The sequence below is a fragment of the Psychrobacter submarinus genome (genome assembly GCF_904846685.1).
GTDB lineage: Bacteria > Pseudomonadota > Gammaproteobacteria > Pseudomonadales > Moraxellaceae > Psychrobacter > Psychrobacter submarinus.
The window spans coordinates 684,572-708,735 of the sequence record NZ_CAJHBQ010000001.1; the positions used below are offsets into that span (position 1 = coordinate 684,572).

Below are 24,164 nucleotides of genomic sequence, written 5' to 3' on the forward strand. Positions count from 1 at the left end.
ACTTCGTCAACACTCCTTATCAAGAACTACCTACAATTGAACTTTTGAGAAAAGCTTATTACGTTATAAGCCCTGCTTGCCCTCTACTAGGTCTATAACTTTGTATAAACTACTTACTCGCTTTGAGGCAAGCTAAAAGTGTATTCAACAGCAATCATGGTTTTAGATAACTTTCAAACACTTCACTTAGAATATAAAGACCCATAAAAAAACGACCCGTTAAGGATCGTTTTTTTTTGCAAAACTTACTTTCTAAAAGTTAGATTAGAAGCCTTGCTTAGCTTGATAAGAGATCTTGGCACCTAAGATAAAGCCATCGTTGTCTTCAGCATCTACAACAACTTTTCCTGTCGGTAACGCGCCTTGAGCATCACCGAACCATAGGTATTTACCGCCCGCTGATACAGCCCAGTTCTCTGTGACATTGTACTTAGCACCTAAACCAACACTATAGTAACCATCAACAGGGCCCAGAGATGTCGTTGGATCGCCTGCACCGCTATCCCAACCTATGCTACCACTAACTGCTAAGGCTGGAGCAAGACGCTTAGCTAAACCTAGCTCTACTTGCCACTGATCATCTTCATAGTCAACCAGATTTAAACCATCATCAGCGTATAGTGGATTATTTTTGCTAACTTCATTATATAATGGCGGCGTAATTGAAAAATCACTCCAAGGTACCCAGCGTACTTTTGCTGTAGCTAGCGTCGTTGGGTTGATACCTGTTTGAAAATCAAAGTTAACGGACTCAGGGGTTGTAATCTCGTAATCATTAGTTTGTGTAGCGGCAGCGGGATCACCAGCTAGTAGTCCTGCTAGTGGGTAAGTTTCAGTAATATCTATATTATGGTCAATTTCAGAACGGTAAGTCAATGCGGCTTTTAGCGCAATCTCAGGCTTACTATAAGACATACCTGCAATCCAACCATAATCCATATCTGGGTTGCTATTAGAGGTATAACCAGTAGCAAGATCATATGCACTACCACGTAATCTTACTTGAGCCTCAATACGCTGAGCAACTGGACCACCATAGATTTGGAACTCCTTATTAGCACCGAACTTAGCACCAAGAAGAGCTGTTAAACTCTGGCTACGTACTTCAACTTTAGTCGTTTGAGTGTTTGCGAGCTGAGCATCAGCATAGTTGTCAAAGCCTACCAATGGCGCTATTTGTGCTTCTCCAGCCGCAATACCCGCTTGACCAGCAGCAATTTGTGGTCCTAAAACTGGTGCTAGTGCTGGATTGGCAGCTAGTGCTGCTTGTGCTTGTGCTACTTGTTCTCTAGCCTGAGCTAAGCCCTGCTGAGTCTGATCTACAAAAGCACTTAATTCTTGAGCGTTGGTAACTTGCGGTACCAATGGAGTTACTCTTTGACCGATAAGATTATTAATTGCAGTAGTTGGTGAACCTGTAAAATTACTATCACCTGTATATTCTGCAGAAGCACCGAAAGGCTCGTCATAAATAATACCTACACTAAAAGTATCATTAACATCGGCTTTTGCACCATAACGGAAAAAGTCGTAGTCTTCGGCAATATCCCCTGTCTTGTTGCCTTCTTCAAACCGCGTATTACTGTCTCCATTAAATGCGTTGTCTCTACCGCTAACATCAGCATCGATATAAGTATAGACAGCCTCTGCGTAAACGCCATCTTGGAAAAAGGCAGTGACATCTTGACCTGAACGATCAAGACCAGCAGCACTAGCTACACTAGCGACTGAAAAAGCAGCAATAGCTACTGTAAGGGTTTTTAAATGAAAGGTGGCGCGCATTGTATCTCTCCAAACATCCCAATTGTTTTATCATCGACATAAGTAGGTGTTACTAAATATGTAAACGATGTCCTAGACTGAATAGTAATGGCTTTTTTGCACTAAAACAACATTTAAAACACTTTATTTCTTAAATATGACTAAACAGTACAAAACGTAGCTATCCGTAATCACCTGTCAACTGACTCAATATCCGACTAATTTATTACTTTATTACTAACTAAAAAAGCGACCCCTAAGGATCGCTTTTTTATTGAGCTTAAATCAGACTTATTACTTAGACTGATAAGAAATCTTTGCCCCAAGTACATAACCGTCATTGTCTTCGAAGTTACTAACAACCGTTTTACTTGGAATTTGACCTTCAGCATCACCAAACCATAAGTATTTACCACCAGCAGATACGGCCCAGTTCTCGGTAATATTATACTTTGCACCAAGGCCAACACTATAGTAGCCCTCGATAGGACCTAGTGACGTCACTGGGTCACCTGCACCACTATCCCAACCGATATTACCTGAAACTGCTAATGCAGGAGTTAGACGTTTGGCCAGACCAAGCTCTACTTGCCACTGATCGTCATCATAGCTGACTAAATCTAAACCTTCAGGAGGTATACCAGTACCTTGAGGCAGAGTTGCTAATACTTGACTAAAACCATTATATAGTCCTGGTGTAATCGCGAAATCACTCCACGGTACCCAGCGTACTTTTGCAGTCGCTAATGTCGTCGGGTTGATACCGGTCTGAAAATCAAAGTTTACTGACTCAGGTGTGGTAATTTCAATATCACCACTTCGATTTGCTGAAAGGCCCGGGATAGGTAGACTATCGACAAAAGGATATAGCTCAGCAGAATTAGCAGTATGCTCAATTTCCGAGCGGTAAGTCAATGCTGCTTTTAAAGCAATCTCAGGCTTACTATACGACGCACCTGCTAACCAACCATAGTCTTGATCCGCATTAACATTTAAAGTATAACCATTAGCAACGCTATAAGCCTCACCACGTAGCTTTACGTCAGCTTTGACACGCTGCGCGACAGGACCACCATACACTTGGAAGTTTTTATTTTGACCAAACTTCGCACCAAGGATACCGGTTAAGCTTTCAGTACGAACTTCAACATTGGTACCTTCGCCTGTTGCATCTACAAAGTTGCTATCGCCCACATAATCAGCTGCTGCGCCAAAAGGCTCGTCATATAAAACACCAATGCTAAAGGTATCGTTGATGTCAGTCTTTACACCATAGCGGAAAAAATCATAATCCTCAGCAATGTCGTCGATCTTATTACCTGAGGTATCTTTACCCGTTACATCGGCATCGATATAAGTATAGACAGTTTCTGCATAAGTTCCATCTTGCAAAAATGCGGTAATATCTTGACCAGAACGATCAAGGCCCGCTGCACTAGCTACGCTCGCTACAGAAAATGCAGCTACTGCTACGCTAAGCGTCTTCAAACTAAAAGTATTGCGCATTGAATCTCTCCAAACATCCTAACTGTTTTATTTCCTTATTTAGCATAGCTAAGAACAGTTAACTCAACCAAACTTCGCTAAACAAGGGGGATTGAAGGACAAAATACTAATAGCTTTTGAAGTTGATGACAACCATAAAAAATAATTATTTAATTACTATGCCGTCACAATATAGTCACAACTTTACATTTAGAAAAGCTCATATAATTCGGTCTGCGTTTTGATTCAAACCATACAAGCGGCTATCTAAGCAGGCTGATACTTAAACATTGCAATGATGAAAATAACATTTTTCTCAATAATGCGGAGGTTTATCTGCTAGGACATCAAAAGGAGCGATGCCGTCACTTTGGTTTTGACTCTGCATTTGGTTATAGATAAGCTGCAACTGTCGCTGTAGCGTTTGAATATCTTTATCTTGACGAGCAATCACTTGATCTAGGCGCTCTACGGTCAGCTCAAGATGCGCCATACTCATCTGTAGCTCAATCATCTCACCTTTTAGCTCCGCTGAGGCTAGCGAGTCATTCGCTATAGGCTCTTTTTCTATATTCCCTGAGGTGTGGTGTGAAGCGTCTTTCATAGTACATATCCGGTCGATTATGTGATTATTGGGTGGTGATAAGCGGTATTGAATATTCGCAAATTGAGTCACAGCGATAAAAAAACATGACGCATCCTAAAGTCCTCTAGGCTCATGTTATACTGCTGACTATTTGCTAGTCTCTACAATTTATTATCAATTTATGATTAATAATGGGCAACTCGCTATTTTATCATTTATTCCACTCTCTTATATATAAGCTTAAGACATTCTATGGCACTGATACATCTAAAAAACATCCACCTCGCTTTTGGCGTAGCACCTATCCTTGATGGTGTCGACTTTAGCATTGAGGCTGGCGAACGCGTCTGTCTGATCGGTCGTAATGGCGAAGGTAAATCCACTTTATTCAAGCTTATCAACGGCTCTATACAACCTGATAGCGGCGAAGTCATTATCAATAGCAGCGTGCGTGTTGCTATGCTTGAGCAGGATGTTCCTGAAACTTCGGGGCGTATACTAGACATCGTCATGGGCGGCAGTCGGCAAACCGCTGACCTGCTCATGGCCTATAACCAGCAAACCGATCTATGCGCTGAGGGTGATATGGATGCCTGCGAGCGCATGGCGACTTTGCAACACGATATCGACGCGGTACATGGCTGGGATTTAGAGCGTGAAGCGACGCGGCTGATTACCACTATGGGGCTTAACGCGGATGATGACTTATCCTCGCTATCGGGTGGTCGTAAGCGCCGAGTACTGCTAGCAAGAGCCTTAGTCACTAAGCCTGACGTATTATTGCTTGATGAGCCGACCAACCATTTGGATGTCGATAGTATTGAGTGGCTGGAGCGCTTCTTGTTAGATTGGCAAGGACTAACTTTGTTATTTGTCACGCACGATAGAGCCTTTGTCAATAAGCTGGCAACGCGCATCGTCGAATTAGATCGTGGTCTATTGACCAGCTATGATGTCACTCAAGGCGCTAAAGGCTACGCGCGCTATCAAGAGCTAAAAGAGCAACAATTGCTCGCTGAAGAAAAAAGTAATGCCAACTTTGATAAAAAACTGGCGCAAGAAGAAGTGTGGATTCGCCAAGGAATCAAAGCCCGCCGTACACGTAACGAAGGCCGCGTGCGCGATCTAAAGGCCCTGCGTGAAGAGCGTAGCCAGCGCCGTGAGCAAGTCGGTAACGTCAACATCACAATGGATGCAGGCGAAAAAAGCGGTAAGCTGGTTTGTAAGGTCAAAAACCTTCATCTTGAATACGATGGCAATATGCTCGTCGACAACTTTAGTACCACCATTATGCGTGGTGACAAGATAGGTATCATCGGTCCTAACGGCGCTGGTAAAACCACCTTAATAAAAGCGCTACTCGATATGTCTGACGATGAAGTCACTAAGAGCGGTACTGTGGAGCTAGGGACTAATCTGCAAATCGCTTTCTTCGATCAGCTGCGCGATCAGCTCGATCTAGAAGCTAGCGTTGCTCAAAACGTCTCTGAAGGCTCAGACTTCATCGAAGTGGGCGGCCGAAAGACCCATATCATGAGCTATTTACAAGACTTCTTATTTGCGCCGGAGCGCGCGCGTACCCCTGTCAAAGCCTTGTCCGGTGGTGAACGTAACCGGGTACTGCTCGCCAAGCAGCTGTTAAAGCCTGCCAATATATTAGTGCTCGATGAGCCTACCAACGATTTGGACATGGCGACCCTTGAGTTATTAGAAGAGTCCGTCAGTAGCTTTAATGGCACGATACTACTTATCAGCCATGATCGCTCGTTTATGGATAACGTGGTTACCTCTACTTGGGTGTTTGATACCGATGAAGACGGTAACGGCGTGGTCGATGAATATGTCGGCGGCTATCAAGAATACTTGATTCAAAAGAATCGCGCGCAAGCGTCTAAAGCGCCGAGCCGTCCTCATACTTTTAAAGCCAACCAAAAACCAGCTGCAACACCCGCTAAACCTGTTAAGGCGCAAAAAAAGCTCAGCTTCAATGAGCAGCGCGAGCTTGATTCGCTACCAAAAGAAATCACTAAGCTAGAAACAGAGCAAGCCAAGCTACAAGACAAGCTGGCCGATGGCTCTTGGTTTACTGAGGATTTTGATGCCGCGACAGCCGCCAGTGAACGCTTAGCGGTTATTGAGGAGGAAATGATGATAAAGCTTGAGCGCTGGGAAGAACTTGAGAGTGATTAATGATAAAAGTCAGGTATTGTCCTACTGTCTTTTATCTTCTCACTCTCTCATTGCTATTGACTTGCATGAGAGATTAAACAAAATCGGTTACGTAAAGGTGCTGAAAGTTAGTGAACATTGGGCTGATTTCAAGTATCATCGCCTATAAATAAATATCCTTAACATTTATAAGGTAATCTTATTACTCAAAAGGTGGTATCGATTACCTTACGATGAGAGCAGTCTTTGAGACTTTACTAGTTATTACAGATACTTTTAATAGTGCTTATATTTAATAGTGATTATATTTAATAGTGCTTATAAATGCTATTTAACTGAATATGACAATGGCGCGTACCGTTCAGTCGATACGAATTCAATGCTGATTATTCTGATAATGACTTAGGACTTTCAACAGTGTAATGCTAATAATAATGCCTGCAAAGGTCGCGTTATTTTTGGCGTACCAATTTATTTTTTAACCAAAATAGCTTAGAATAGTAACAATTAGCAAAATTAGGCATAGCTGATGTGGCTTGTCTCTTTATATTGTCAATATAGTATGAACCAATACTAAATGTTTTATATTTCTAAGTCACAAACCCAGTGTGGGATAATCCCATTTCATTCACCTGGAGGAAGTATTAATGAGCCAAGCCGAAGGCGTTAATGTACAACGCCGTAGAGTTTTGATTGCTTCAACTGCCGTAATTGGTGCAGCTGGAGTCGCGGCGGTAGCCACCCCTTTTGTTCGCTCTTGGACACCTAGCGCCAAAGCTGAAGCTGCGGGTGCGGCAGTTATCCAAGATATCGCTTCTATTGAAGAAGGACAAATGATTGTCGTAAAGTATCGCGGCAAACCTATCTACGTCGTTAAACGTACTGAAGATATGGTGAATACTTTAGAGCCTGTTGAGCCTTTACTCGCTGATCCCGACTCAAGCGCATCACTACAACCTGAATACGCCAAGAACCAAACTCGTTCTATCGAGCCGGGTCTACTAGTGGTTGAAGGCGTTTGTACCCATTTGGGCTGTGCCCCAAACTATCGTCCTGAAGTTGGCGCGGCTGACTTAGGCGGTAATGATTGGTATGGCGGATTTTTCTGTCCTTGCCATGGTTCTAAATATGACTTAGCAGGTCGCGTTTATAGCGGCGTACCGGCACCAACCAATTTACCCGTCCCAGAGTATAGTATGGCTGGTACCATCTTGACAGTTGGGGAGGCTTAATATGAGTATGGGTAAAAAATTAATGCATTGGGTGGACGCGCGCTTTCCTGCGACTGAAACCTACGAATACCATATGTCCAAATACTATGCACCAAAAAACTTCAATTTTTGGTATTTTTTTGGTGTGTTGTCGATGGTGGTATTGGTTAACCAATTAGTGACTGGTATCTGGCTGACCATGATGTATAACCCGAGTGCTGAAGGCGCGTTTGCCTCGGTCGAATATATCATGCGTGATGTCAAAGGCGGCTGGCTCATCCGCTACATGCACTCCACAGGTGCATCAGCGTTCTTCGTTGTCGTCTATTTGCATATGTTTAGAGCCTTGCTGTATGGCTCATATCAAAAGCCACGCGAGCTACTATGGCTGATCGGTATGGGTATCTATCTTGCCTTGATGGCAGAAGGGTTCTTCGGCTATCTATTACCTTGGGGTAATATGTCATTCTGGGGTGCTCAGGTTATCTTGAACTTACCAGCAGCGTTGCCGGTCATCGGTGATGGTCTTGCTGAGTGGGTACGTGGTGATTACATCATCTCAGGTATCACGCTGAACCGCTTCTTTGCGCTACACGTTGTGGCTATTCCGCTAGTCTTAGTTGGTTTAGTATTTATGCATATCGTGGCTTTGCATCACGTTGGTTCTAACAACCCTGATGGTATCGATATTAAGAAGCTCAAAGATAAGAATGGTGTACCGTTAGATGGTATCGAATTCCATCCGTACTATACTGTGCATGACATGGTTGGTATCGTAGTATTCTTTATCTTGTTCTTTGCAGTGGTGTTCTTCTTCCCAGAGGGCGGCGGTTATTTCCTTGAGCCACCTAACTTTGAGGCAGCAAACTCCTTGAAGACACCTGCGCATATTGCGCCAGTATGGTACTACACGCCATTCTACGCTATCTTGCGCGCGGTGCCGAATAAGCTGGGCGGGGTCATCGCCATGGGTGCGGCCATCGCTGTACTATTCTTGATACCGTGGCTCGACAGATCACCTGTACGCTCAATACGCTACAAAGGTATCTTGTCTAAGATTGCACTAACTGTCTTTGCTATTAGCTTTATCGTACTTGGCTATTTAGGTGCGACACCTGCCACGCCAACTGCGACTATTATGGCTCGTGTATTCACGATTCTATATTTCTTATTCTTCTTACTAATGCCGTTTTACACTGCTATTGAGACGTGTAAACAGCCACCAGAACGCGTTACCGGAGGTCACTAATGAGAACCCTAATCAAATCCCTAGCGGGTCTAGGCTTAGGCGCGGCATTGACCTTGACTGCTGGCACTGCAATGGCCGCAGGCGGCGGTGGCTGTGGTACCTTTGTTAATGCTGAAGGTGTGGAAGAGCATTTGGCTTGTAGCGATGCTCCTATTGACTTCACTAACAAGGGTTCGCTACAAAACGGCGCAAAAATGTTTATGAACTACTGTGCTGGGTGTCACTCGGCGAAGTATGTTCGTCACTCACGTATCGCCAAAGACCTTGAAATACCGCCAGAGCTGGTCGAGAAATATCTGATGGTGACCACCGATCAAATCGGTGATCATATCGATGCTGAGATTGACCCTGAGCTACAAGCGTCTTGGTTCGGTGCGGCGCCTCCTGATCTATCTTTAGTCAACCGTTTACGCGGTGATGACTGGGTCTACACTTACTTGTTATCTTTTTACGAAGATCCTAGCCGTCCTTGGGGCGCGAACAACCTAGTGTTAGCTAACGCGGCTATGCCTCACGTCTTGCTCAACCTGCAAGAAAGCGTGAGCCAAGAAGAGTTTGAGTCTGAAGTCGGCGACTTAGTTAACTTTATGGCTTGGATGGGTGAGCCGGTTCGTCATGATCGCCGTGTCATCGGTGCTTTTGTCATCCTATTCCTACTAGTATTGCTCATTCCGGTCTACTTACTCAACAAAGAGTTCTGGAAAGATGTTAAATAAGTAAGCGCTAAAGCTAACTGATTTGTACTAAAAAAAGCATTACCTCGGTAGTGCTTTTTTTGTGCAAAAAAAATGTGCAGACAATGTTTAATAGCCATAGACCATTGGGACAGCAGAGAAACCCTCAAACCGGCTACGCTAACAAATTATAGATAACCGCGTGGAATTGGTTAGCATTTACGCTTACTGTCTTGATTAACAAGGTGAGTTTGTTTACGATGACAGCCTTAATAATGAATATTAGGCTGCTATGATTGATGCGAATGACATTCCCAGTAGTCAGCTGATCTTATATGCTGATGATGGCTACGATAGCCATGTCGTGCGCTTATTACTGGAAGAAAAAAAACTAGAGTATTACCTATCGCGCTTGCACTCTGAGCGCCCTGAAGACTTAACTGAACTAAACCCTTATCATACTTTGCCAGTACTACAGCAGCGTGAGACTGCGTTATATGAGATCAACGTTATCTTTGAGTATTTAGAAGAGCGTTATTATGCCAATAAATTACTCCCTGAGACCCCGCAAGAGCGCGCGCAGTTTCGACAATTGGCTTGGCGCATTCAGCGTGATTGGCTAGTCTTGGGTAAACGTCTGCTGATGCACCCTGATAGCTTTAATAAAGCTCAAGCAGCGCTGGCTAAGAAGCAACTAGCCGACTCGCTGATTACTTTAGCGCCCCTATTCGCTCATAAGCCTTACTTTATGGCCGATGAGTTTGGCTGGTGCGATGTCTTGTTAGCACCGCTGTTATGGCGATTAGAAGAGATGCAAATTGAGCTACCACGCAATATCAGTCGCCCATTGCTGGACTATCAAGAGCGGTTGTTTGAACGTAAAAGCTTTCGGGCCAGTGTGCGCTAACCTTTTGCCGTACTTTTATAACTTGAGAATACTTGTTACTATTATTTCGTAAAATATCAGTAGAGGAATAAAAAATGAGTGATACCCCTATCGCTACTACCCCAACGCGCCCTTATATGGTACGTGCTATCTACCAGTGGATAGAAGATAATGCACTAACCCCTTACTTGATGGTTGATGCCACGGCAGAAAACGTACAGATTCCAACCGAGCACGTGCAAGATGGTCGTATCGTCCTCAATATCGCCAGTCGTGCCACCGGTAATATGAGTATGGAAAATGATTATATTCATTTCAGCGCGCGTTTTGGCGGTGTCTCGCAAGAGATTTGGGTACCCTTGCAAGCGGTACTTGGCATCTATGCTAAAGAAAACTCGCAAGGGATGTTTTTTGATCCTAACGAGTACGATAACTATGAGCCTGAAGAAGAGGCTAGCGCGGTAGCGAATAAACCAAAAGCTGCGACTAGACCTAAACGCGATAACAAAGCAGGCTTAAAGATACTCAAATAGTCTGCATAAGATAAAGCGTTAAACCATAAAGAAGGAGCCTTATAGATAGGCTCCTTTTTTATTAGCATATGTTTAATCAATCTAAGTCCTAGGCAAGGTCACTCCGCGTTGACCTTGGTATTTACCGCCGCGATCCTTGTAGCTGGTCTCGCAGACATCGTCGCTATCGCTTTGGAAAAACAGCATTTGCGCGACGCCTTCTCCGGCATAAATACGCGCTGGCAAATTGGTGGTATTACTGAACTCTAGCGTTACATGCCCTTCCCACTCAGGCTCTAGCGGCGTGACATTGACGATGATACCGCAGCGCGCATAAGTCGATTTGCCTAGACAAATGGTCAGCACATCACGCGGAATGCGGAAGTATTCTACAGTACGAGCTAGCGCAAAGGAGTTTGGTGGAATAATGCACTCATCGCCAACGATATCAATGAAGCTTTTTTCATCGAAGTTTTTGGGGTCGACGACGACTGAATGTACGTTGGTGAATACTTTAAATTCAGGAGCGCAGCGCACATCGTAACCGTAGCTTGAGGTGCCGTAGCTGATGAGACGCTCACCTGCGTCATTGAAGCGCACTTGACCGGCTTCAAAAGGCTCAATCATCTGCTGATTTTCAGCCATTTTACGGATCCAGCAGTCAGATTTGATAGACATTTTTATCCTTAACAATATTTATAGTGTGCATGATAGATATTTCGGTAGCGATAATTATACGCAGTTGAGGCATCAATTTATAGGCTTTACGCGAGATAAAAGTATCCACTCGCTATTCAGCTTGAGTCAGATATTACCATTTTGCAAAGTGATCTTCCGCTAGTCCCATTACCTTATCCAAGCGTAGCACTTGCCCAGCTAAGCGTATCTCGCCGCTGTACTCCCCTAGCCACTGCTCAAAGATGCTGGCGACAACGCCGAAATTATCTGTTTTTTTGTAGACTCTAATCGGCGTGAAAGTTAAATCGATATCGACACTGCTCCAGCCTAAGCTTCGATGATAAATGTGCCAAGTATTGGCAGAGGAGTCATTCGTATCTTTACGCTCAAATAATACAGGCGGCAGATAAAAAATCTCGCCATCGAGCCAACAAGCATTCTCACTTAGACCTGTCTCATTGACACCCATAGAGAGATTCAATAAAAAATGCCGACCATCTGCTAGGTAGCTGTTGATACAAGTCCAAAACCAATTGGTCTCATGACGCATATAACCCAGTGTCCAATCTAGATTGGCTCTTGTTGTCTTGCTCAATTCAAGTTTTTGCTGCTGACTATCAGCGGTTATCTGTGCACCCGCTTTGATAGTTATCTCGCCGCTGGCAGCGCTCAACGGCTCTTTTTGGGTAAACGTCCAACCGCGTCTGCCTGTTGGCGTACATATCGCAAGCGGCCGCTGCTGACGCTCTAATTTTGCATGGACTGCTAGATATTGGCTATCAAGCTCTATACTCACCTGCTCTGGGGTAAAACCTAGCGTTAGGCTAAGCTTGCTATGGGTAAAAAACATCTGCCCTTGATAGTGATCGCCTTTAAATTCACTGCGGCGCGTAACTGGCTGCAAGGCTTCCCCAATTTCTAGCTGCTCAGTCTCCTCATTGTAAACATAAACAAAAGCACTAGTGGCAATCTTAATCGTTGCCAGTGCGAGACAGACTCTAAAAGGCGGCTCAATGATTTGGATAAAACAGAATTGATTGGCCTTGAGGTCTTTACGCCAGTTTGATAATGGTTTTTGCGAGATTAGCGGACTGTAATAATCGAGATAATTGATTTGTTTAACTTGCGAGAACACCCCAAATTGCGGCTGACCATTTTGGATGAGCTGTTCGATAGCTTGTGGCTTTATATCGGTAGAAATGATATTTGCGTAAGCTACATTATCTACCTTGTCGCTTTTAATAGGTCCATGCATTGCTATGACATCCTTGTCTTGCATTTATTACTGACTAATCACTTGTCCTTGATAGCTTACTTCGGTACTTATCACTGTTCTTTTTGCTTGCCTTGATGCGGCCCAAATAGCTTCTGTAATGGCTTTGACCTCTATAGTCAATCAATATTAAAAGTGGTACAAGGCAGACGAGTGCAAGTACTACAGTAGTAGGCTAAACGAGTCTAACGCTGTAACACTTTAATAGTGGTTCGACTATATTGCAGTGAGTCCATCGGCCAGCTCCTGCGTCACATTTGCTACGGCAAAACCATTTGTCCCAAAAGGATGCTTAGGAAACTTTAACAATAAAGCCGCCATCGCCTCTACTGCTGACAAAAAATCGGCAATCACCATTCGCCTATTACTAAAGGTTGCATTGACTTGATAGCGCTTGCTACTACCATCTTTATAGTAGCAAACGCCAATCAGTTGGTTATTTGATAGCTCAATTTCATACACGGGCGGACGCAGCATTTTTAATAACGTGTACTGCTTGGGCGCAGCCTCTAAATGACTTTGATAAATAGATACGCTCACAAAGCTTCCTTGCTTCTTTGTTAGAATAAAAGTGCTTTTAACTTTATATTTGCTTAGGCTAATTTGTTATTGATAAACTATCATCATAAACGATTAAAATATACGTTTATCATCGACAGGCTTAGCAAATTTATCAATATTAGTCTCGATGTTGTTGGCTATATTGATATAGTAATTCGCAAACTCATCATCAGCCAATACACTTGGCTCCCCTTTATCGACCTGCGCGCGAATACCACTGGCCAATGGTAGCTGCCCTAATAAAGGCACGTGGTACTGCTCAGCGATAATCTCACCACCGCCTTTACCAAAAATGGCTTCGGTATGCTGGCAGTTACTGCAAGTATGTAGCGCCATGTTTTCAACAACACCAAGCACAGGAATACTGGTTTTGTTAAACATCTCAATACCTTTCTGCGCATCAAGTAGTGCAACGTGCTGCGGCGTCGTGACGATGACAGCGCCTGTCACTGGGATACGCTGTGCTAAGGTCAGCTGTATATCGCCCGTACCTGGCGGCATGTCAATCACCAAGTAATCTAGCTGTGGCCAGTTGGTTTGATTATACAGTTGCATCAGCGCGCCCGTCGCCTTTGGCCCACGCCACGCAACTGGTGTGTTCTCCCCATCGAGCAAACTACCGATGGAGAGCATCGCTAAACCGTGTGCCTCGACCGGAACGAACTGCTCGTTTTCTAATTGCGGCTTCACATCGGCAACCCCAAGCATCGTTGGCATACTAGGGCCATATATATCCGCATCAAGCACGCCCACGCGATTACCCAGCTTTTGTAATGCCAGTGCGATGTTCACAGTCGTCGTTGATTTGCCGACGCCGCCTTTACCTGATGCCACGACAATAATGTGACGAATACGCGGATGCGCGGCTAGAGAGGCTTGGGTGGGAGCGGCCTTAGTGATAGCGGGTTCAGCATCGCTACGAGCGGCCTGTGACTGTGTACTTCCCGCCATAGCATCAGTGGTTTTTGGCATCGAGGTCGCTGACGATTTGGGCAGGCTTGCGCTCGAAGCTTTGGGAGGCGCAGGCAAGCGGACATTCATATGAATGACCTCAATACCGTGAGGACGCAGCAGTTGCCCAAGCTCCTGCTGAATCACTTCAGGGTCACTACTGTGCGGCAAACGCAAGTCTAAAGTGAGCTCATGAACATTACGCTCAAGGCCGGTGACCATAGTCGCAATGCTCGCATCACCGACGTGATAGCTAAGCAACGCCTTATCAACCGCGCTATCACGCTGCGCTTGCTGCTCTGGAGTTTCAGGTTTGGTCTTTTTTTTCATAAAATTAAACATAGTTGCCTTTATCATTATTATCAGTATTTGTCGTTATTATAACATCAATAAGACGTGTCTTAGCCGATAGCCAAAAACCTCGAGGCAATAAATAGGTAGATAAGCACACCTGAGGCATCGCTGATTGAGATCATCAAAGCCCCAGCGGTACGCTCGGCATTAGCGGCAAGCCTGCGAATATCCTCTCGCTGCGCTTGCGCTAAAGCAACTGCCAAGCAGAACTAGGGTTGATGAGCGCCAGTATATCCGCAATATCAATGGGTCGTAGCGCTTCAACCTGATCGGCTGCTTTATCATATTGTTGTTGGTCAATAGCACTACTTATCTTTAATGCAAAAGCTTCATTATGCATTCTTTTACTCCGAGCAGCCTAAACGATGCACTTAGCGATCATAAAAAAGAGCCAATAGTATGAATAGTATCGGCTCCAATTAATAGACGTTAAATGCTAATAGATTACCCTTTTATTAGCAAGCGCGTGACGGTTAAATCAAGACGCAATAGGATAAAACATTAGTTCATAAACCAGCCGTGACTGGCGACGATGGACTGACCTGTAAACACATTGGTTGGAAACGCGGCTAAAAACAGCGCCAACTGAGCAATATCATCGACGCTTGTAAATTCTTTGTCCACGGTATTGACTAGCATAATATCGTTGACCACTTCTTCTGCACTGATGTCTTTTTCGGTGGCTTGCTGCGGGATTTGTTTTTCGACTAATAGTCTCTGTCAGTGCCAAGGTCGAATGTTCAACACGCCCTAAATACTGCTCTTGATTTTTATCGAGCAGTAGCTGTTGGTTTTAGCTATCGCATTATAACGACTGAAAAACAGCTATAGTTAGCTGAATGTAAAACTGTTATGGATTTAAACGCGCTACTGGTATAAATTTTACTTGCGTGCTGCGTTCCCAGAGGCTGCGCAAAATTCATCCCAGTAGCGCTATGACATTTTTAGAGTGTATCGACTATATTGAGCAATGGCTACTGGCGTCTTTTCTTGTAGCTCAGCAAAGCTGACGCCCTCGGCCAGCTCAACCAGTTGTAAGCCGTTATCAGTGACGTCCAACACCGCAAGCTCAGTAATGATGCGATCGACTACGCCTTTACCAGTCAAAGGCAGCTGGCACTCGGCTAGTATTTTAGGATCGCCATGTTTGTTAACTTGCTCCATCAGGACAATCACCCGCTGCACGCCAGCGACTAAATCCATCGCGCCGCCCATACCTTTGACCATCTTTTTTGGGATCATCCAGTTGGCCAGATCGCCGTGTTCCGAGACTTCCATCGCGCCTAGTATGGCAAGATTGACATGCCCGCCGCGTATCATCGCAAATGACTCTGAGCTACCAAAATAGCTTGCGCCAGAAGCTGCGGTAACCGTTTGCTTACCAGCATTGATCAAATCGGCGTCGATGCTGTCTTCAGTTGGAAACTCGCCGATACCCAATAGGCCATTCTCAGACTGTAACCAAACATCCATACCCTCAGGGATATAGTTAGCTACTAAAGTTGGCAGGCCGATACCTAAATTTACGTAGTAACCATCTTGCAGCTCTTGTGCTGCCCGCTGTGCCATCTGCTCTCTTGTCCATGCCATGTCGTACTCCTTTTTTGATCACTTTTTAAAGTTGCTTTTTTAAGCGACTATCATTCATTAACACTCTAGTTATTACCACGATCTAAAGTTACTCCAAATCGCGTATTCAAGCGCTGCCAGCCGCTTTGACCGTGGTTTTTTCGATGCGCTTTTCAGGGGTACTATTGAGAACAATGCGCTGCACAAAGATGCCTGGCAGATGAATCTCATCAGGATCAAGCGCGCCGGTCTCGACGATCTCTTCGACCTCAGCAATAGTGATTTTGCCAGCCATCGCACAATCTGGATTGAAGTTACGCGCGGTTTTATTAAAGATAAGGTTGCCAGCTTTATCGGCTTTCTGCGCTTTGATAAGAGCCACATCGGCAGTTAAAGAATGCTCAAGCACATAAGTACGACCATCGAAATTTCGTGTCTCTTTACCCTCGCTAACTAAAGTGCCGACACCTGTTGCGGTATAAAACGCTGGAATACCTGCCTCGCCTGCGCGTAGTTTTTCGGCGAGCGTGCCTTGCGGAGTGAGCTCAACCTCAAGCTCGCCTGCTAAGTACTGACGCTCAAATTCTTTATTTTCGCCAACGTAGGATGAGATCATTTTTTTAATTTGCCGCGTTTGCAGTAGTAGCCCTAGGCCAAAGTCATCGACGCCAGCGTTATTACTGATACAAGTTAAATCCTTAACGCCGCTATCCCGTAGCGCTGCGATGAGCGCTTCAGGTATACCGCAGAGCCCAAAGCCTCCTATAGCAAGGGTTTGGCCATCCTTGACGATATCTTGTAGAGCGCTCTTTGCACTGTTGTACACTTTTGATTGACTCATGCTTATCTCCTTTAAGCTATTTTTTTCATTTATTTTCGATAATCACTTACGCATTTTTTTATTTTAAAAAACATAGACTTAACGATAGAAATTAAACGGTAAGCGTATTACACTAAAAAGATACGTATCATATCGTTATATCTTATTTAAAAAGATTATGCTAACTTACCATAATATTTTGATAGAGCCTAGAGAAAAACTCAAAGCCGTAATAATGAGTTGTAGCAACTTATACCGACAGCAGTACTAAGTCATCCCTCGCTGCCTTTTATTCGCTTTTTGACGCTACTCTTTATCAAATCATTATTTCAGTTAGCAGTGAGTATATTTTACTCATTATTTTTTATGCCAAGGAGAGGCGGTTATGTTTAGTACCTTTGCTATTGTTATTACCTTGCTACTACTGATGTTCTTCGCTTACCGAGGATATTCAGTACTGATTTTGGCCCCGATTGATGAACCGCTGTTGTTTAGATAATTACTAAGCACTATCACATAAATGATAGATTTACGGTATCATAGACAAAATTTTTAATTTAGAAATATCTCATTATTAGGATCGATAACGATAAAGCTTGAAAAGTCGAGCCGTGAGATAATCAACCCATTTATATCGATAACAAAGGTGATAAAAGTGCGTGAAATTTTAGTAACTAGTGCCCTACCTTACGCCAATGGCTATATTCATTTAGGCCATCTTGTAGAATATATCCAAACTGACATTTGGGCGCGGGCAATGAAGGCACAAGGCCATCAAGTCACTTATGTTTGCGCTGACGATGCTCATGGTACGGCTATTATGCTAAAGGCTGAAGATAACGGCATCACGCCAGAGGAGCAGATCGCTTCGGTCAAAGCCTCGCACGAAGCTGATTTTGCTAAGTTTTTGATTGAGTTCGATAATTATCACAGCACTCACTCCGCTGAAAACAAGCACTACTCAGAGCTAATTTATCGTCGGCTCAATAGCGCCGGTCACATCTCAACCCGTGACGTCGAGCAATTATTTGACCCTGAAAAGCAGCTGTTTTTGGCCGATAGATTTGTCAAAGGCGAATGTCCTGAATGCGGATCGGCCGATCAGTACGGGGACAACTGCGAGGTTTGCGGCACCACTTATGATGCCACTGAGCTGAAAAACCCGCGCTCAACGTTATCGGATGCCACGCCAGTACTTAAAGTCTCTAAGCATTACTTTTTTGATTTACCAGAGTTCGAGCAGTTCTTACAAGATTGGACACGCAGTGATAAGCGTCTACAGCCTTCAGTTGCCAATAAACTACAAGAATGGTTCGATGCCGGTCTTGCCAGCTGGGATATCTCGAGGGATGCGCCCTACTTTGGCTTTAAGATACCAGACACCCCTGAGGGCGAGCCGGATAAGTACTTTTATGTTTGGCTGGATGCGCCTGTCGGCTATATGGCAAGCTTTCAAAACCTGTGTGATAAGCGCGCAGGCACGGACAACGCGCTCGACTTTGATCGCTACTGGGCGGCTGAGAATGAACATAAAACGGAAGTTTATCATTTCATTGGTAAAGACATCGTTTATTTCCATGCTCTATTTTGGCCGGCGATGCTTGCAGGTAGCGAATTCCGCACGCCCACTGGCGTCTTTGCTCATGGCTTCTTGATGGTCAATGGCGAGAAGATGAGTAAGTCGCGTGGTACTTTTATTAAGGCTGAGACTTATGCAGAGCACTTGCACCCTGAGTACCTGCGCTATTATTTTGCTAGCAAACTATCAGATAAAGTCGAAGATATTAACCTAGATCTTGAAGACTTTATGCAAAAGGTCAACTCAGACTTAGTCGGCAAAGTGGTCAATATTGCCAGCCGTAGCGCCGGATTTATTGTCAAAAAATATGATGGCATGCTCACTGAGGTTTGCGCGGAGCCTAAACTACTAGAAGACATCACTAAGACTGGTGATGAGATCGCCGCGGCATACGAGAACCGCGAGTTTAGCCGTGCTATGCGTCTGATCATGCAGTGCGCGGATAAAGCCAACGAGTACATCGACGAGAAAAAGCCTTGGGCACTTGCCAAGCAGGAGGGCACTGAGCAAGAAGTACAAGACGTCTGTTCAGTAGCGATTAATATCTTCCGTCAATTGATGGTGTATCTGGCTCCGGTATTGCCTGAGCTAACCCATAACGCCAAAGCGTTTTTGAATATCGATGATTTGAGCTTTCATAGCCGTAACGAGTGGCTGCTCGGTCATCAGATCAATAAGTTCAAGCCGCTGATGCAGCGTATCGAAGAAAAAGATGTCACTGCGATGATTGAAGCCTCAAAAGCGTCATTGGGCGAATCAAAAGAGGAACCAGCTGCAACTGATAAAGAGGACAACAGCGCTGAGCAAGCCGACTATATCGGTATCGAGGACTTTAGTAAGGTTGAGATGAAAGTGGCGCACGTTTTAGAATGCAACTATGTCGAAGGCGCAGACAAGCTACTGCAGTTTACTCTAGATGTAGGCGAAGATAAGCCGCGTAACGTCTTTAGCGGTATTCGTAAGTTTTATGAGCCTGAGCAGTTGACCGGTAAAAAGGTGATATGCGTGACGAATCTTGCGCCGCGTAAGATGAAGTTTGGCATCTCAGAAGGCATGGTGCTCTCTACTGGCAATCCTAAGACTCAGCTCACGGTCGTGACTTTGCCTGATGCTTGTGTGGTTGGTGATTTGCTCGCTTAGTTTTATATTTACAAGCTCATATACATTGAGTCTTATAAACCCTAAGTCTAAAAAGGTGCCTAGCTTGGCACCTTTTTAGACTTAGGATTCAACCTTAGCGCTAAGTCTTTTGAAAATTTTAAAACTCAATCGTATTGAGTGATAAAATCATTAAAACATCTGACTTGCCGAATGATAATTTTAGCGGTTTTTTGAACTTATAAAACTTATCCGCTAATTTTTTATTGCGAATCGTTACATTACTGTCATGATATAACCAATTATATTTATAAACCCTCTATTTTATCTCAGTCAGCTGCAGGCGCGCACCGAAAGTGGCGCTATGGTTAAGTGGACGAGCTGACTTGCATTTTCCAACCGAAGAGTTAATTTGATAATGACTATTGCTACCCCTCTACGCCTAAGCCTATGCGGAGCTGCTCTCAGTGCCATCAGTATATTTGGCTTAGTAGGTTGCTCAAACTCGGCTACTGAAACCACCACTGATGATGCGGCTACTGGTAGCGAAAAACCAGCCAAGACTCTCGCTATTACCCAAATCGTCGAGCATCCATCACTCGATGAGATCAGACGCGGGCTTATAGAAGAGCTGGCAGATAACGGCTACGTAAAAGGCGAAAACCTAACGGTGAATTTTCAAAGCGCGCAAGGTAATCTAGCTACCGCCGGACAGATTGCCAAACAGTTCGCCGGTGACCTGCCAGACGCTATCGTCGCTATCTCAACGCCCTCTGCACAGTCTATTGTCGCTTCCACGACTCAGGTTCCTGTCATTTATACCGCTATCTCTGATCCATTAGCTGCCAAGCTTATCGATGAAAACGGTGTCCCTGCGCAGTCTAATGTCACAGGCTTATCGAGCCAGCTGCCTATTGAGCCACAGTTAGATCTCATTCAGAAAGTTGCGCCTAATGCCAAAACTATTGGCTATGTTTATAGTCCTGGTGAGGCCAACTCAGTCACTGTGCTCAATCAGCTCAAAGCAGCGGCTCCTGCGCGCGGACTCGAAATCTTGGATCTAACCGCTAATCGTCCAACCGATGTGGCGATGGCGACTCGTAGCCTAGATGGTCGCGCCGATGTCATCTATACCTCGCTCGATAATAATGTCGTCTCAGCGTTTGAGGCGATGGCAAGCGCGGCGAACGAGCTCAAAATCCCAGTCATCGCCTCTGATGAATTCAGCGTTAGACGCGGCGCCACTGCCGCGCTTGGGGTCAATGATTATGACTTTGGCCGCGTCACAGGTGAGATGGTTTACCGAGTATTGAACGATGAAGCGGTCGCGACAGTTAAACCTCAAGTGATGAATGATCTGACTTTATATGTCAGTCCTAAACATGCACAAGCGCAAGGCGTGACTTTATCTGACGAAGTACTAAAAGACGCTATCAACGTCGATGACCAGTAAGCCTAGGACGTTGGCGATAAAAGATTAATTGAAGCATTATTAAAATGAGTATAGGAATTAGCAAAGGATTTGCTAATAACTACTGATTATGATCCTATCTTCCTTTACTGGTTGTATGGACACATTTTTATCTTTAGGAGTAAGACCTATGTTGTATCAGAAACGAGCTAGCCGTTTTAACTTTACCAAAGCTTTAATGCTAGGCAGCGTTTGTACCGCTATTTTAACCGGCTGTAATCAATCGCCAACTGATGACCCTGACACTATCGATGGTGCCGCTGGCGGTGAAGTAGCTACAGAGACAAAATCGGTCGCTATTACTGCTATCGTTGAGCATCCAGCGCTAGATGATGTACGTAAAGGCGTGGTTGATGAGCTGGCCGAACAAGGCTTTAACGACGGTGAAAACTTGACGCTAAACTTCCAAAGCGCGCAAGGTAATACCGCCACTGCCGGCCAGATTGCCAAGCAGTTCGTTGCTGATGAAGCCGACGTTATTGTCGCTATCGGTACACCATCAGCGCAGTCTGTAGCGGCGGCGACTAGCACGATTCCGCTAGTATTCTCGGCGGTGACCGATCCTGTTGAGGCTAAGCTAGTTACTACGCTTGATGGCTCAGGTACTAACGTTACAGGCGGCTCTGATGCGCTCCCTTATGAGCCGCAAATCGAGCTGATGCGCCAAATTATCCCAAGCCTAAAGAACGTCGGCTACGTCTATAGCCCAGGTGAGGTCAACTCGACCATTACGCTCAAAAACCTAAAAGAAAAGCTCTCACCGATGGGCATTAATGTCCTAGAAGCACCTGCAGCTCGTAGTAATGATATCGCTATGGCAGCTCGTAGCCTAGAAGGTAAGGTCGATATGATCTACACCTCAACCGATAATAACGTGGTTTCAGCCTATGAAGCGCTTTATCAAGTCGCTAAAGAAAGTAAGATCCCACTTATTGCCTCGGACACGAGCTCCGTTGCGCGCGGCGCTATTGCAGCCTTAGGCGTTGATTACTATAGCTTAGGCCGCGAAACCGGTAAAATCGTTGTCAATATCTTAAATGGTGAAAACCCAGGCGCTATTCCGGTTTATACCCCGCAAAACTTAAACCTACATGTCAGCCCAAAAAATGCTGAAGAGCAAGGTATTACTTTGCCGCAAGCGGTTATCGATGACGCAGAAGAAGTGGTAGAATAAGCTTATTTTGCTGCTCGCGCTAAGCTTAGAGACAGCCCAGCTATCCCTTTATAGACTGGGCTTGTTTTTTGATGCTAATATTTTGCTACTTTCTATTTTATTGCTGCTGCTGATAACGCTATAAAATAAAAGCCTGTTATCTCTTAGCGAATACACGCTTTGGTTCACCCTAATCGCAGATTGCATAATCTGTTTAACCCACCGCTTAGTCGCTGCTAATGTTAGGTAGCACTTGGTTATGACTTACTGATTACTTATGTCTTTAATTGCTTTTTTTGGTGCGCTTGAGAGTGGTCTCATCTACGGTCTTGTCGCCCTAGGCGTCTTAATATCCTTTCGAACCTTAGACTTTCCTGACTTGACCGCTGATGGTAGTTTTCCTCTAGGCGGTGCGGTTGCTGGGGTCTCTATCGTTGCTGGGGTTAACCCTTGGCTCGCTTGCGCCTTTGGCATGCTTGCAGGTTCAGTTGCAGGCGTAGTCACCGCTTGGTTGCATGTTAAGCTTGGTATCTTGCAGCTACTGGCCAGTATCCTTGTGATGGTGGCGCTGTATTCTGTCAATCTGCGTATCATGGGCGCGCCCAACCTGCCACTCTTAGGTGAGACCACTGTCTTTAGCTCTCTGGTCACAAACGATAATGGCTTTTGGATGCGCTGCTTGATTATCGGCGCTGTGGTGATACTAGCCAAGCTATTTTTGGACTGGTTTTATAGTACTGAGTCTGGTCTATCGATGCGTGCAACCGGCTCTAACCTGCGTATGGCGCAAGCGCAAGGCATCAATACCTCATGGATGACCATTATCGGTATGGCGATCTCTAACGGTCTGATTGCGCTAGCCGGAGCGCTCTTTGTTCAGACGCAGGGCGGCGCGGATATCTCTATCGGTATCGGTACCATTGTCATCGGTCTGGCGGCAGTGATCATTGGTGAGACCATTATTCCTGCTAAGCGTATTTGGCTTATTACTTTAGCCGTCATTATTGGCGCGGTGCTCTACAAGCTATTTATCCAAGTGGCCTTGTCGAGCGATACGCTACGTAGTATAGGTTTTGGGCCGCAAGATTTGAACTTGATTACGGCACTATTGGTCGTGCTAGCATTAGTACTGCCTAAGGCAAAAACCAAGTTTTTATCGCGTAGAGTCAGAGCTTAAAGCGAGCAGACTATAAACCTAGCAATCTAGCAATATAGGCACTTACGATTATGATGCAAGCCAATGATTTACGCCTGACTTTTAACCCAGGCACCCCTATCGAAAACCCTGCTCTTCGCGGGATCAATCTCAATATCGCAGATGGCGAGTTTGTCACAGTCATCGGGACTAATGGCGCGGGCAAATCGACTTTTTTGAATGCAGTTAGTGGTACGACGCGCGTCGATAGTGGTTCGATTTTATTGAACGGTATCGATGTCACCAAAAAGTCAGCCCATCAGCGCGCGCACTGGGTAGCACGTGTGTTTCAAGATCCGATGGCGGGTACTTGTGAAGCGCTGACTATCGAAGAGAACATGGCCCTAGCTTATAAGCGCGGCGGCAAACGTGGTTTGAGCTTCGCTTTAAATCACAATAACCGCGAGCTGTTTCGCGAAAAGCTATCGGTATTGAAATTAGGGCTTGAGAATCGACTTACCGATCGCATGGGTCTATTATCAGGTGGTCAACGTCAAGCGGTCAGCTTGCTTATGGCTTCCCTGCAGCCCTCCAAAATCCTATTACTCGATGAGCATACCGCAGCGCTCGATCCAAAAACGGCCGCTTTCGTCTTAGAGCTGACCGATAAAATTGTCACCGATAATAATTTGACAACCATGATGGTCACCCATTCTATGCAGCAAGCCCTCGCCCACGGTACGCGCACCGTCATGCTGCATCAAGGTCAAGTGGTATTAGATGTGGCAGGCGAAAAGCGTCAAGGCATGACAGTACATGATTTACTCGATATGTTTGAGCGCACCCGCGGTGAAAAGATTGATGATGATAGCCTGATTCTGAGTTAATAGGCTCTCGTTTAGACAGTAAGTGTTTTTTTAATGACTGGTCGACTGCTAAAAAACCCAAAAATGCGCGTTATTAAAAATAACTTCTGCTAAAAACCAATA

23 protein-coding genes are annotated in these 24,164 nt (G+C 44.9%); 11 read left to right on the forward strand and 12 right to left on the reverse strand.

Going from position 1 to position 24,164, the window contains the following annotated elements:
* Positions 1-264 precede the first annotated feature (264 nt).
* The 3 genes from JMY03_RS03120 to JMY03_RS03130 all read right to left on the reverse strand — a co-directional run bounded on the left by JMY03_RS03120 (position 265) and on the right by JMY03_RS03130 (position 3,850).
* Positions 265-1,782 (reverse strand): OmpP1/FadL family transporter, encoded by a 1,518-nt coding sequence (locus JMY03_RS03120; protein ID WP_201600951.1) that lies wholly within the window; start codon positions 1,780-1,782, stop codon positions 265-267.
* 273 nt (positions 1,783-2,055) lie between these two features.
* Entirely contained in the window at positions 2,056-3,267 is a 1,212-nt protein-coding gene (locus JMY03_RS03125; protein WP_201600953.1) for an OmpP1/FadL family transporter, read from the reverse strand.
* Positions 3,268-3,562: 295 nt separating this feature from the next.
* Positions 3,563-3,850 (reverse strand): SlyX family protein, encoded by a 288-nt coding sequence (locus JMY03_RS03130; protein WP_201600955.1) that lies wholly within the window; start codon positions 3,848-3,850, stop codon positions 3,563-3,565.
* Between the two features lie 234 nt (positions 3,851-4,084).
* Between JMY03_RS03130 and JMY03_RS03135 the strand changes: the two genes are divergently transcribed.
* From JMY03_RS03135 to JMY03_RS03160, 6 genes are all read left to right on the forward strand, one after another.
* The gene (locus JMY03_RS03135; RefSeq protein ID WP_201600958.1) at positions 4,085-6,022 is read left to right on the forward strand and encodes an ATP-binding cassette domain-containing protein; all 1,938 of its coding nucleotides are present in this window, start codon (positions 4,085-4,087) and stop codon (positions 6,020-6,022) included.
* Between the two features lie 626 nt (positions 6,023-6,648).
* Positions 6,649-7,233, forward strand: coding sequence for a ubiquinol-cytochrome c reductase iron-sulfur subunit (gene petA, locus JMY03_RS03140; protein ID WP_201600961.1), 585 nt, complete (start codon positions 6,649-6,651; stop codon positions 7,231-7,233).
* 22 nt (positions 7,234-7,255) lie between these two features.
* A complete protein-coding gene (locus JMY03_RS03145; protein WP_201602106.1) occupies positions 7,256-8,461 on the forward strand; it encodes a cytochrome b in 1,206 nt (401 codons plus the stop codon).
* Positions 8,461-9,177, forward strand: coding sequence for a cytochrome c1 (locus JMY03_RS03150; protein ID WP_201600963.1), 717 nt, complete (start codon positions 8,461-8,463; stop codon positions 9,175-9,177). Before JMY03_RS03145 ends, JMY03_RS03150 begins: the two co-directional genes overlap by 1 nt.
* A gap of 250 nt (positions 9,178-9,427) precedes the next feature.
* Positions 9,428-10,042, forward strand: coding sequence for a glutathione S-transferase N-terminal domain-containing protein (locus JMY03_RS03155; protein WP_201600965.1), 615 nt, complete (start codon positions 9,428-9,430; stop codon positions 10,040-10,042).
* Between the two features lie 74 nt (positions 10,043-10,116).
* A complete protein-coding gene (locus JMY03_RS03160; RefSeq protein WP_025647256.1) occupies positions 10,117-10,554 on the forward strand; it encodes a ClpXP protease specificity-enhancing factor in 438 nt (145 codons plus the stop codon).
* A gap of 81 nt (positions 10,555-10,635) precedes the next feature.
* Here the strand turns inward: JMY03_RS03160 and dcd are convergent, their stop codons facing one another.
* From dcd to JMY03_RS03205, 9 genes are all read right to left on the reverse strand, one after another.
* A complete protein-coding gene (dcd, locus tag JMY03_RS03165; RefSeq protein ID WP_201600967.1) occupies positions 10,636-11,211 on the reverse strand; it encodes a dCTP deaminase in 576 nt (191 codons plus the stop codon).
* Positions 11,212-11,344: 133 nt separating this feature from the next.
* On the reverse strand, positions 11,345-12,466 hold the full coding sequence (locus tag JMY03_RS03170) for a DUF2804 domain-containing protein (protein WP_201600970.1): 1,122 nt from the start codon (positions 12,464-12,466) through the stop codon (positions 11,345-11,347).
* A gap of 234 nt (positions 12,467-12,700) precedes the next feature.
* The gene (locus JMY03_RS03175) at positions 12,701-13,024 is read right to left on the reverse strand and encodes a hypothetical protein (RefSeq protein WP_201600973.1); all 324 of its coding nucleotides are present in this window, start codon (positions 13,022-13,024) and stop codon (positions 12,701-12,703) included.
* A 93-nt stretch (positions 13,025-13,117) separates the two neighbouring features.
* A complete protein-coding gene (apbC, locus tag JMY03_RS03180) occupies positions 13,118-14,338 on the reverse strand; it encodes an iron-sulfur cluster carrier protein ApbC (RefSeq protein WP_201600976.1) in 1,221 nt (406 codons plus the stop codon).
* Positions 14,339-14,397: 59 nt separating this feature from the next.
* Complete coding sequence (locus JMY03_RS03185; protein ID WP_201600978.1) at positions 14,398-14,553, reverse strand: hypothetical protein; 156 nt, start codon at positions 14,551-14,553, stop codon at positions 14,398-14,400.
* The gene (locus JMY03_RS03190) at positions 14,538-14,690 is read right to left on the reverse strand and encodes a hypothetical protein (RefSeq protein WP_201559410.1); all 153 of its coding nucleotides are present in this window, start codon (positions 14,688-14,690) and stop codon (positions 14,538-14,540) included. Before JMY03_RS03190 ends, JMY03_RS03185 begins: the two co-directional genes overlap by 16 nt.
* A 161-nt stretch (positions 14,691-14,851) precedes the next feature.
* The gene (locus JMY03_RS03195; RefSeq protein ID WP_265088138.1) at positions 14,852-14,989 is read right to left on the reverse strand and encodes a hypothetical protein; all 138 of its coding nucleotides are present in this window, start codon (positions 14,987-14,989) and stop codon (positions 14,852-14,854) included.
* Between the two features lie 294 nt (positions 14,990-15,283).
* Positions 15,284-15,940: a CoA transferase subunit B gene (locus JMY03_RS03200; protein ID WP_201600980.1), complete on the reverse strand. Its 657-nt coding sequence runs from the start codon at positions 15,938-15,940 to the stop codon at positions 15,284-15,286.
* A gap of 106 nt (positions 15,941-16,046) precedes the next feature.
* The gene (locus JMY03_RS03205; protein ID WP_201600982.1) at positions 16,047-16,760 is read right to left on the reverse strand and encodes a CoA transferase subunit A; all 714 of its coding nucleotides are present in this window, start codon (positions 16,758-16,760) and stop codon (positions 16,047-16,049) included.
* 634 nt (positions 16,761-17,394) lie between these two features.
* Between JMY03_RS03205 and metG the strand changes: the two genes are divergently transcribed.
* The 5 genes from metG (at position 17,395) to JMY03_RS03230 (ending at position 24,062) form a co-directional block, all read left to right on the forward strand.
* Positions 17,395-19,458 carry a methionine--tRNA ligase gene (metG, locus tag JMY03_RS03210; protein WP_201600992.1) on the forward strand — a complete coding sequence of 688 codons (2,064 nt, stop codon included), beginning with the start codon at positions 17,395-17,397 and terminating at the stop codon, positions 19,456-19,458.
* 376 nt (positions 19,459-19,834) lie between these two features.
* On the forward strand, positions 19,835-20,869 hold the full coding sequence (locus tag JMY03_RS03215) for an ABC transporter substrate-binding protein (protein ID WP_201600994.1): 1,035 nt from the start codon (positions 19,835-19,837) through the stop codon (positions 20,867-20,869).
* Between the two features lie 148 nt (positions 20,870-21,017).
* Positions 21,018-22,061 (forward strand): ABC transporter substrate-binding protein, encoded by a 1,044-nt coding sequence (locus JMY03_RS03220; RefSeq protein WP_201600996.1) that lies wholly within the window; start codon positions 21,018-21,020, stop codon positions 22,059-22,061.
* Between the two features lie 256 nt (positions 22,062-22,317).
* On the forward strand, positions 22,318-23,217 hold the full coding sequence (locus JMY03_RS03225; RefSeq protein WP_201600998.1) for an ABC transporter permease: 900 nt from the start codon (positions 22,318-22,320) through the stop codon (positions 23,215-23,217).
* Between the two features lie 50 nt (positions 23,218-23,267).
* Entirely contained in the window at positions 23,268-24,062 is a 795-nt protein-coding gene (locus tag JMY03_RS03230) for an ABC transporter ATP-binding protein (protein ID WP_025647265.1), read from the forward strand.
* Positions 24,063-24,164 lie beyond the last annotated feature (102 nt).

Bases quoted from the DNA above. Each gene is read 5' to 3' on its own strand.
- JMY03_RS03120 (WP_201600951.1), bottom strand. From the start codon at position 1,782: ATGCGCGCCACCTTTCATTTAAAAACCCTTACAGTAGCTATTGCTGCT.
- JMY03_RS03125 (WP_201600953.1), bottom strand. From the start codon at position 3,267: ATGCGCAATACTTTTAGTTTGAAGACGCTTAGCGTAGCAGTAGCTGCA.
- JMY03_RS03130 (WP_201600955.1), bottom strand. From the start codon at position 3,850: ATGAAAGACGCTTCACACCACACCTCAGGGAATATAGAAAAAGAGCCT.
- JMY03_RS03135 (WP_201600958.1), top strand. From the start codon at position 4,085: ATGGCACTGATACATCTAAAAAACATCCACCTCGCTTTTGGCGTAGCA.
- petA (WP_201600961.1), top strand. From the start codon at position 6,649: ATGAGCCAAGCCGAAGGCGTTAATGTACAACGCCGTAGAGTTTTGATT.
- JMY03_RS03145 (WP_201602106.1), top strand. From the start codon at position 7,256: ATGCATTGGGTGGACGCGCGCTTTCCTGCGACTGAAACCTACGAATAC.
- JMY03_RS03150 (WP_201600963.1), top strand. From the start codon at position 8,461: ATGAGAACCCTAATCAAATCCCTAGCGGGTCTAGGCTTAGGCGCGGCA.
- JMY03_RS03155 (WP_201600965.1), top strand. From the start codon at position 9,428: ATGATTGATGCGAATGACATTCCCAGTAGTCAGCTGATCTTATATGCT.
- JMY03_RS03160 (WP_025647256.1), top strand. From the start codon at position 10,117: ATGAGTGATACCCCTATCGCTACTACCCCAACGCGCCCTTATATGGTA.
- dcd (WP_201600967.1), bottom strand. From the start codon at position 11,211: ATGTCTATCAAATCTGACTGCTGGATCCGTAAAATGGCTGAAAATCAG.
- JMY03_RS03170 (WP_201600970.1), bottom strand. From the start codon at position 12,466: ATGCATGGACCTATTAAAAGCGACAAGGTAGATAATGTAGCTTACGCA.
- apbC (WP_201600976.1), bottom strand. From the start codon at position 14,338: ATGTTTAATTTTATGAAAAAAAAGACCAAACCTGAAACTCCAGAGCAG.
- JMY03_RS03190 (WP_201559410.1), bottom strand. From the start codon at position 14,690: ATGCATAATGAAGCTTTTGCATTAAAGATAAGTAGTGCTATTGACCAA.
- JMY03_RS03195 (WP_265088138.1), bottom strand. From the start codon at position 14,989: ATGCTAGTCAATACCGTGGACAAAGAATTTACAAGCGTCGATGATATT.
- JMY03_RS03200 (WP_201600980.1), bottom strand. From the start codon at position 15,940: ATGGCATGGACAAGAGAGCAGATGGCACAGCGGGCAGCACAAGAGCTG.
- JMY03_RS03205 (WP_201600982.1), bottom strand. From the start codon at position 16,760: ATGAGTCAATCAAAAGTGTACAACAGTGCAAAGAGCGCTCTACAAGAT.
- JMY03_RS03215 (WP_201600994.1), top strand. From the start codon at position 19,835: ATGACTATTGCTACCCCTCTACGCCTAAGCCTATGCGGAGCTGCTCTC.
- JMY03_RS03220 (WP_201600996.1), top strand. From the start codon at position 21,018: ATGTTGTATCAGAAACGAGCTAGCCGTTTTAACTTTACCAAAGCTTTA.
- JMY03_RS03225 (WP_201600998.1), top strand. From the start codon at position 22,318: ATGTCTTTAATTGCTTTTTTTGGTGCGCTTGAGAGTGGTCTCATCTAC.
- JMY03_RS03230 (WP_025647265.1), top strand. From the start codon at position 23,268: ATGATGCAAGCCAATGATTTACGCCTGACTTTTAACCCAGGCACCCCT.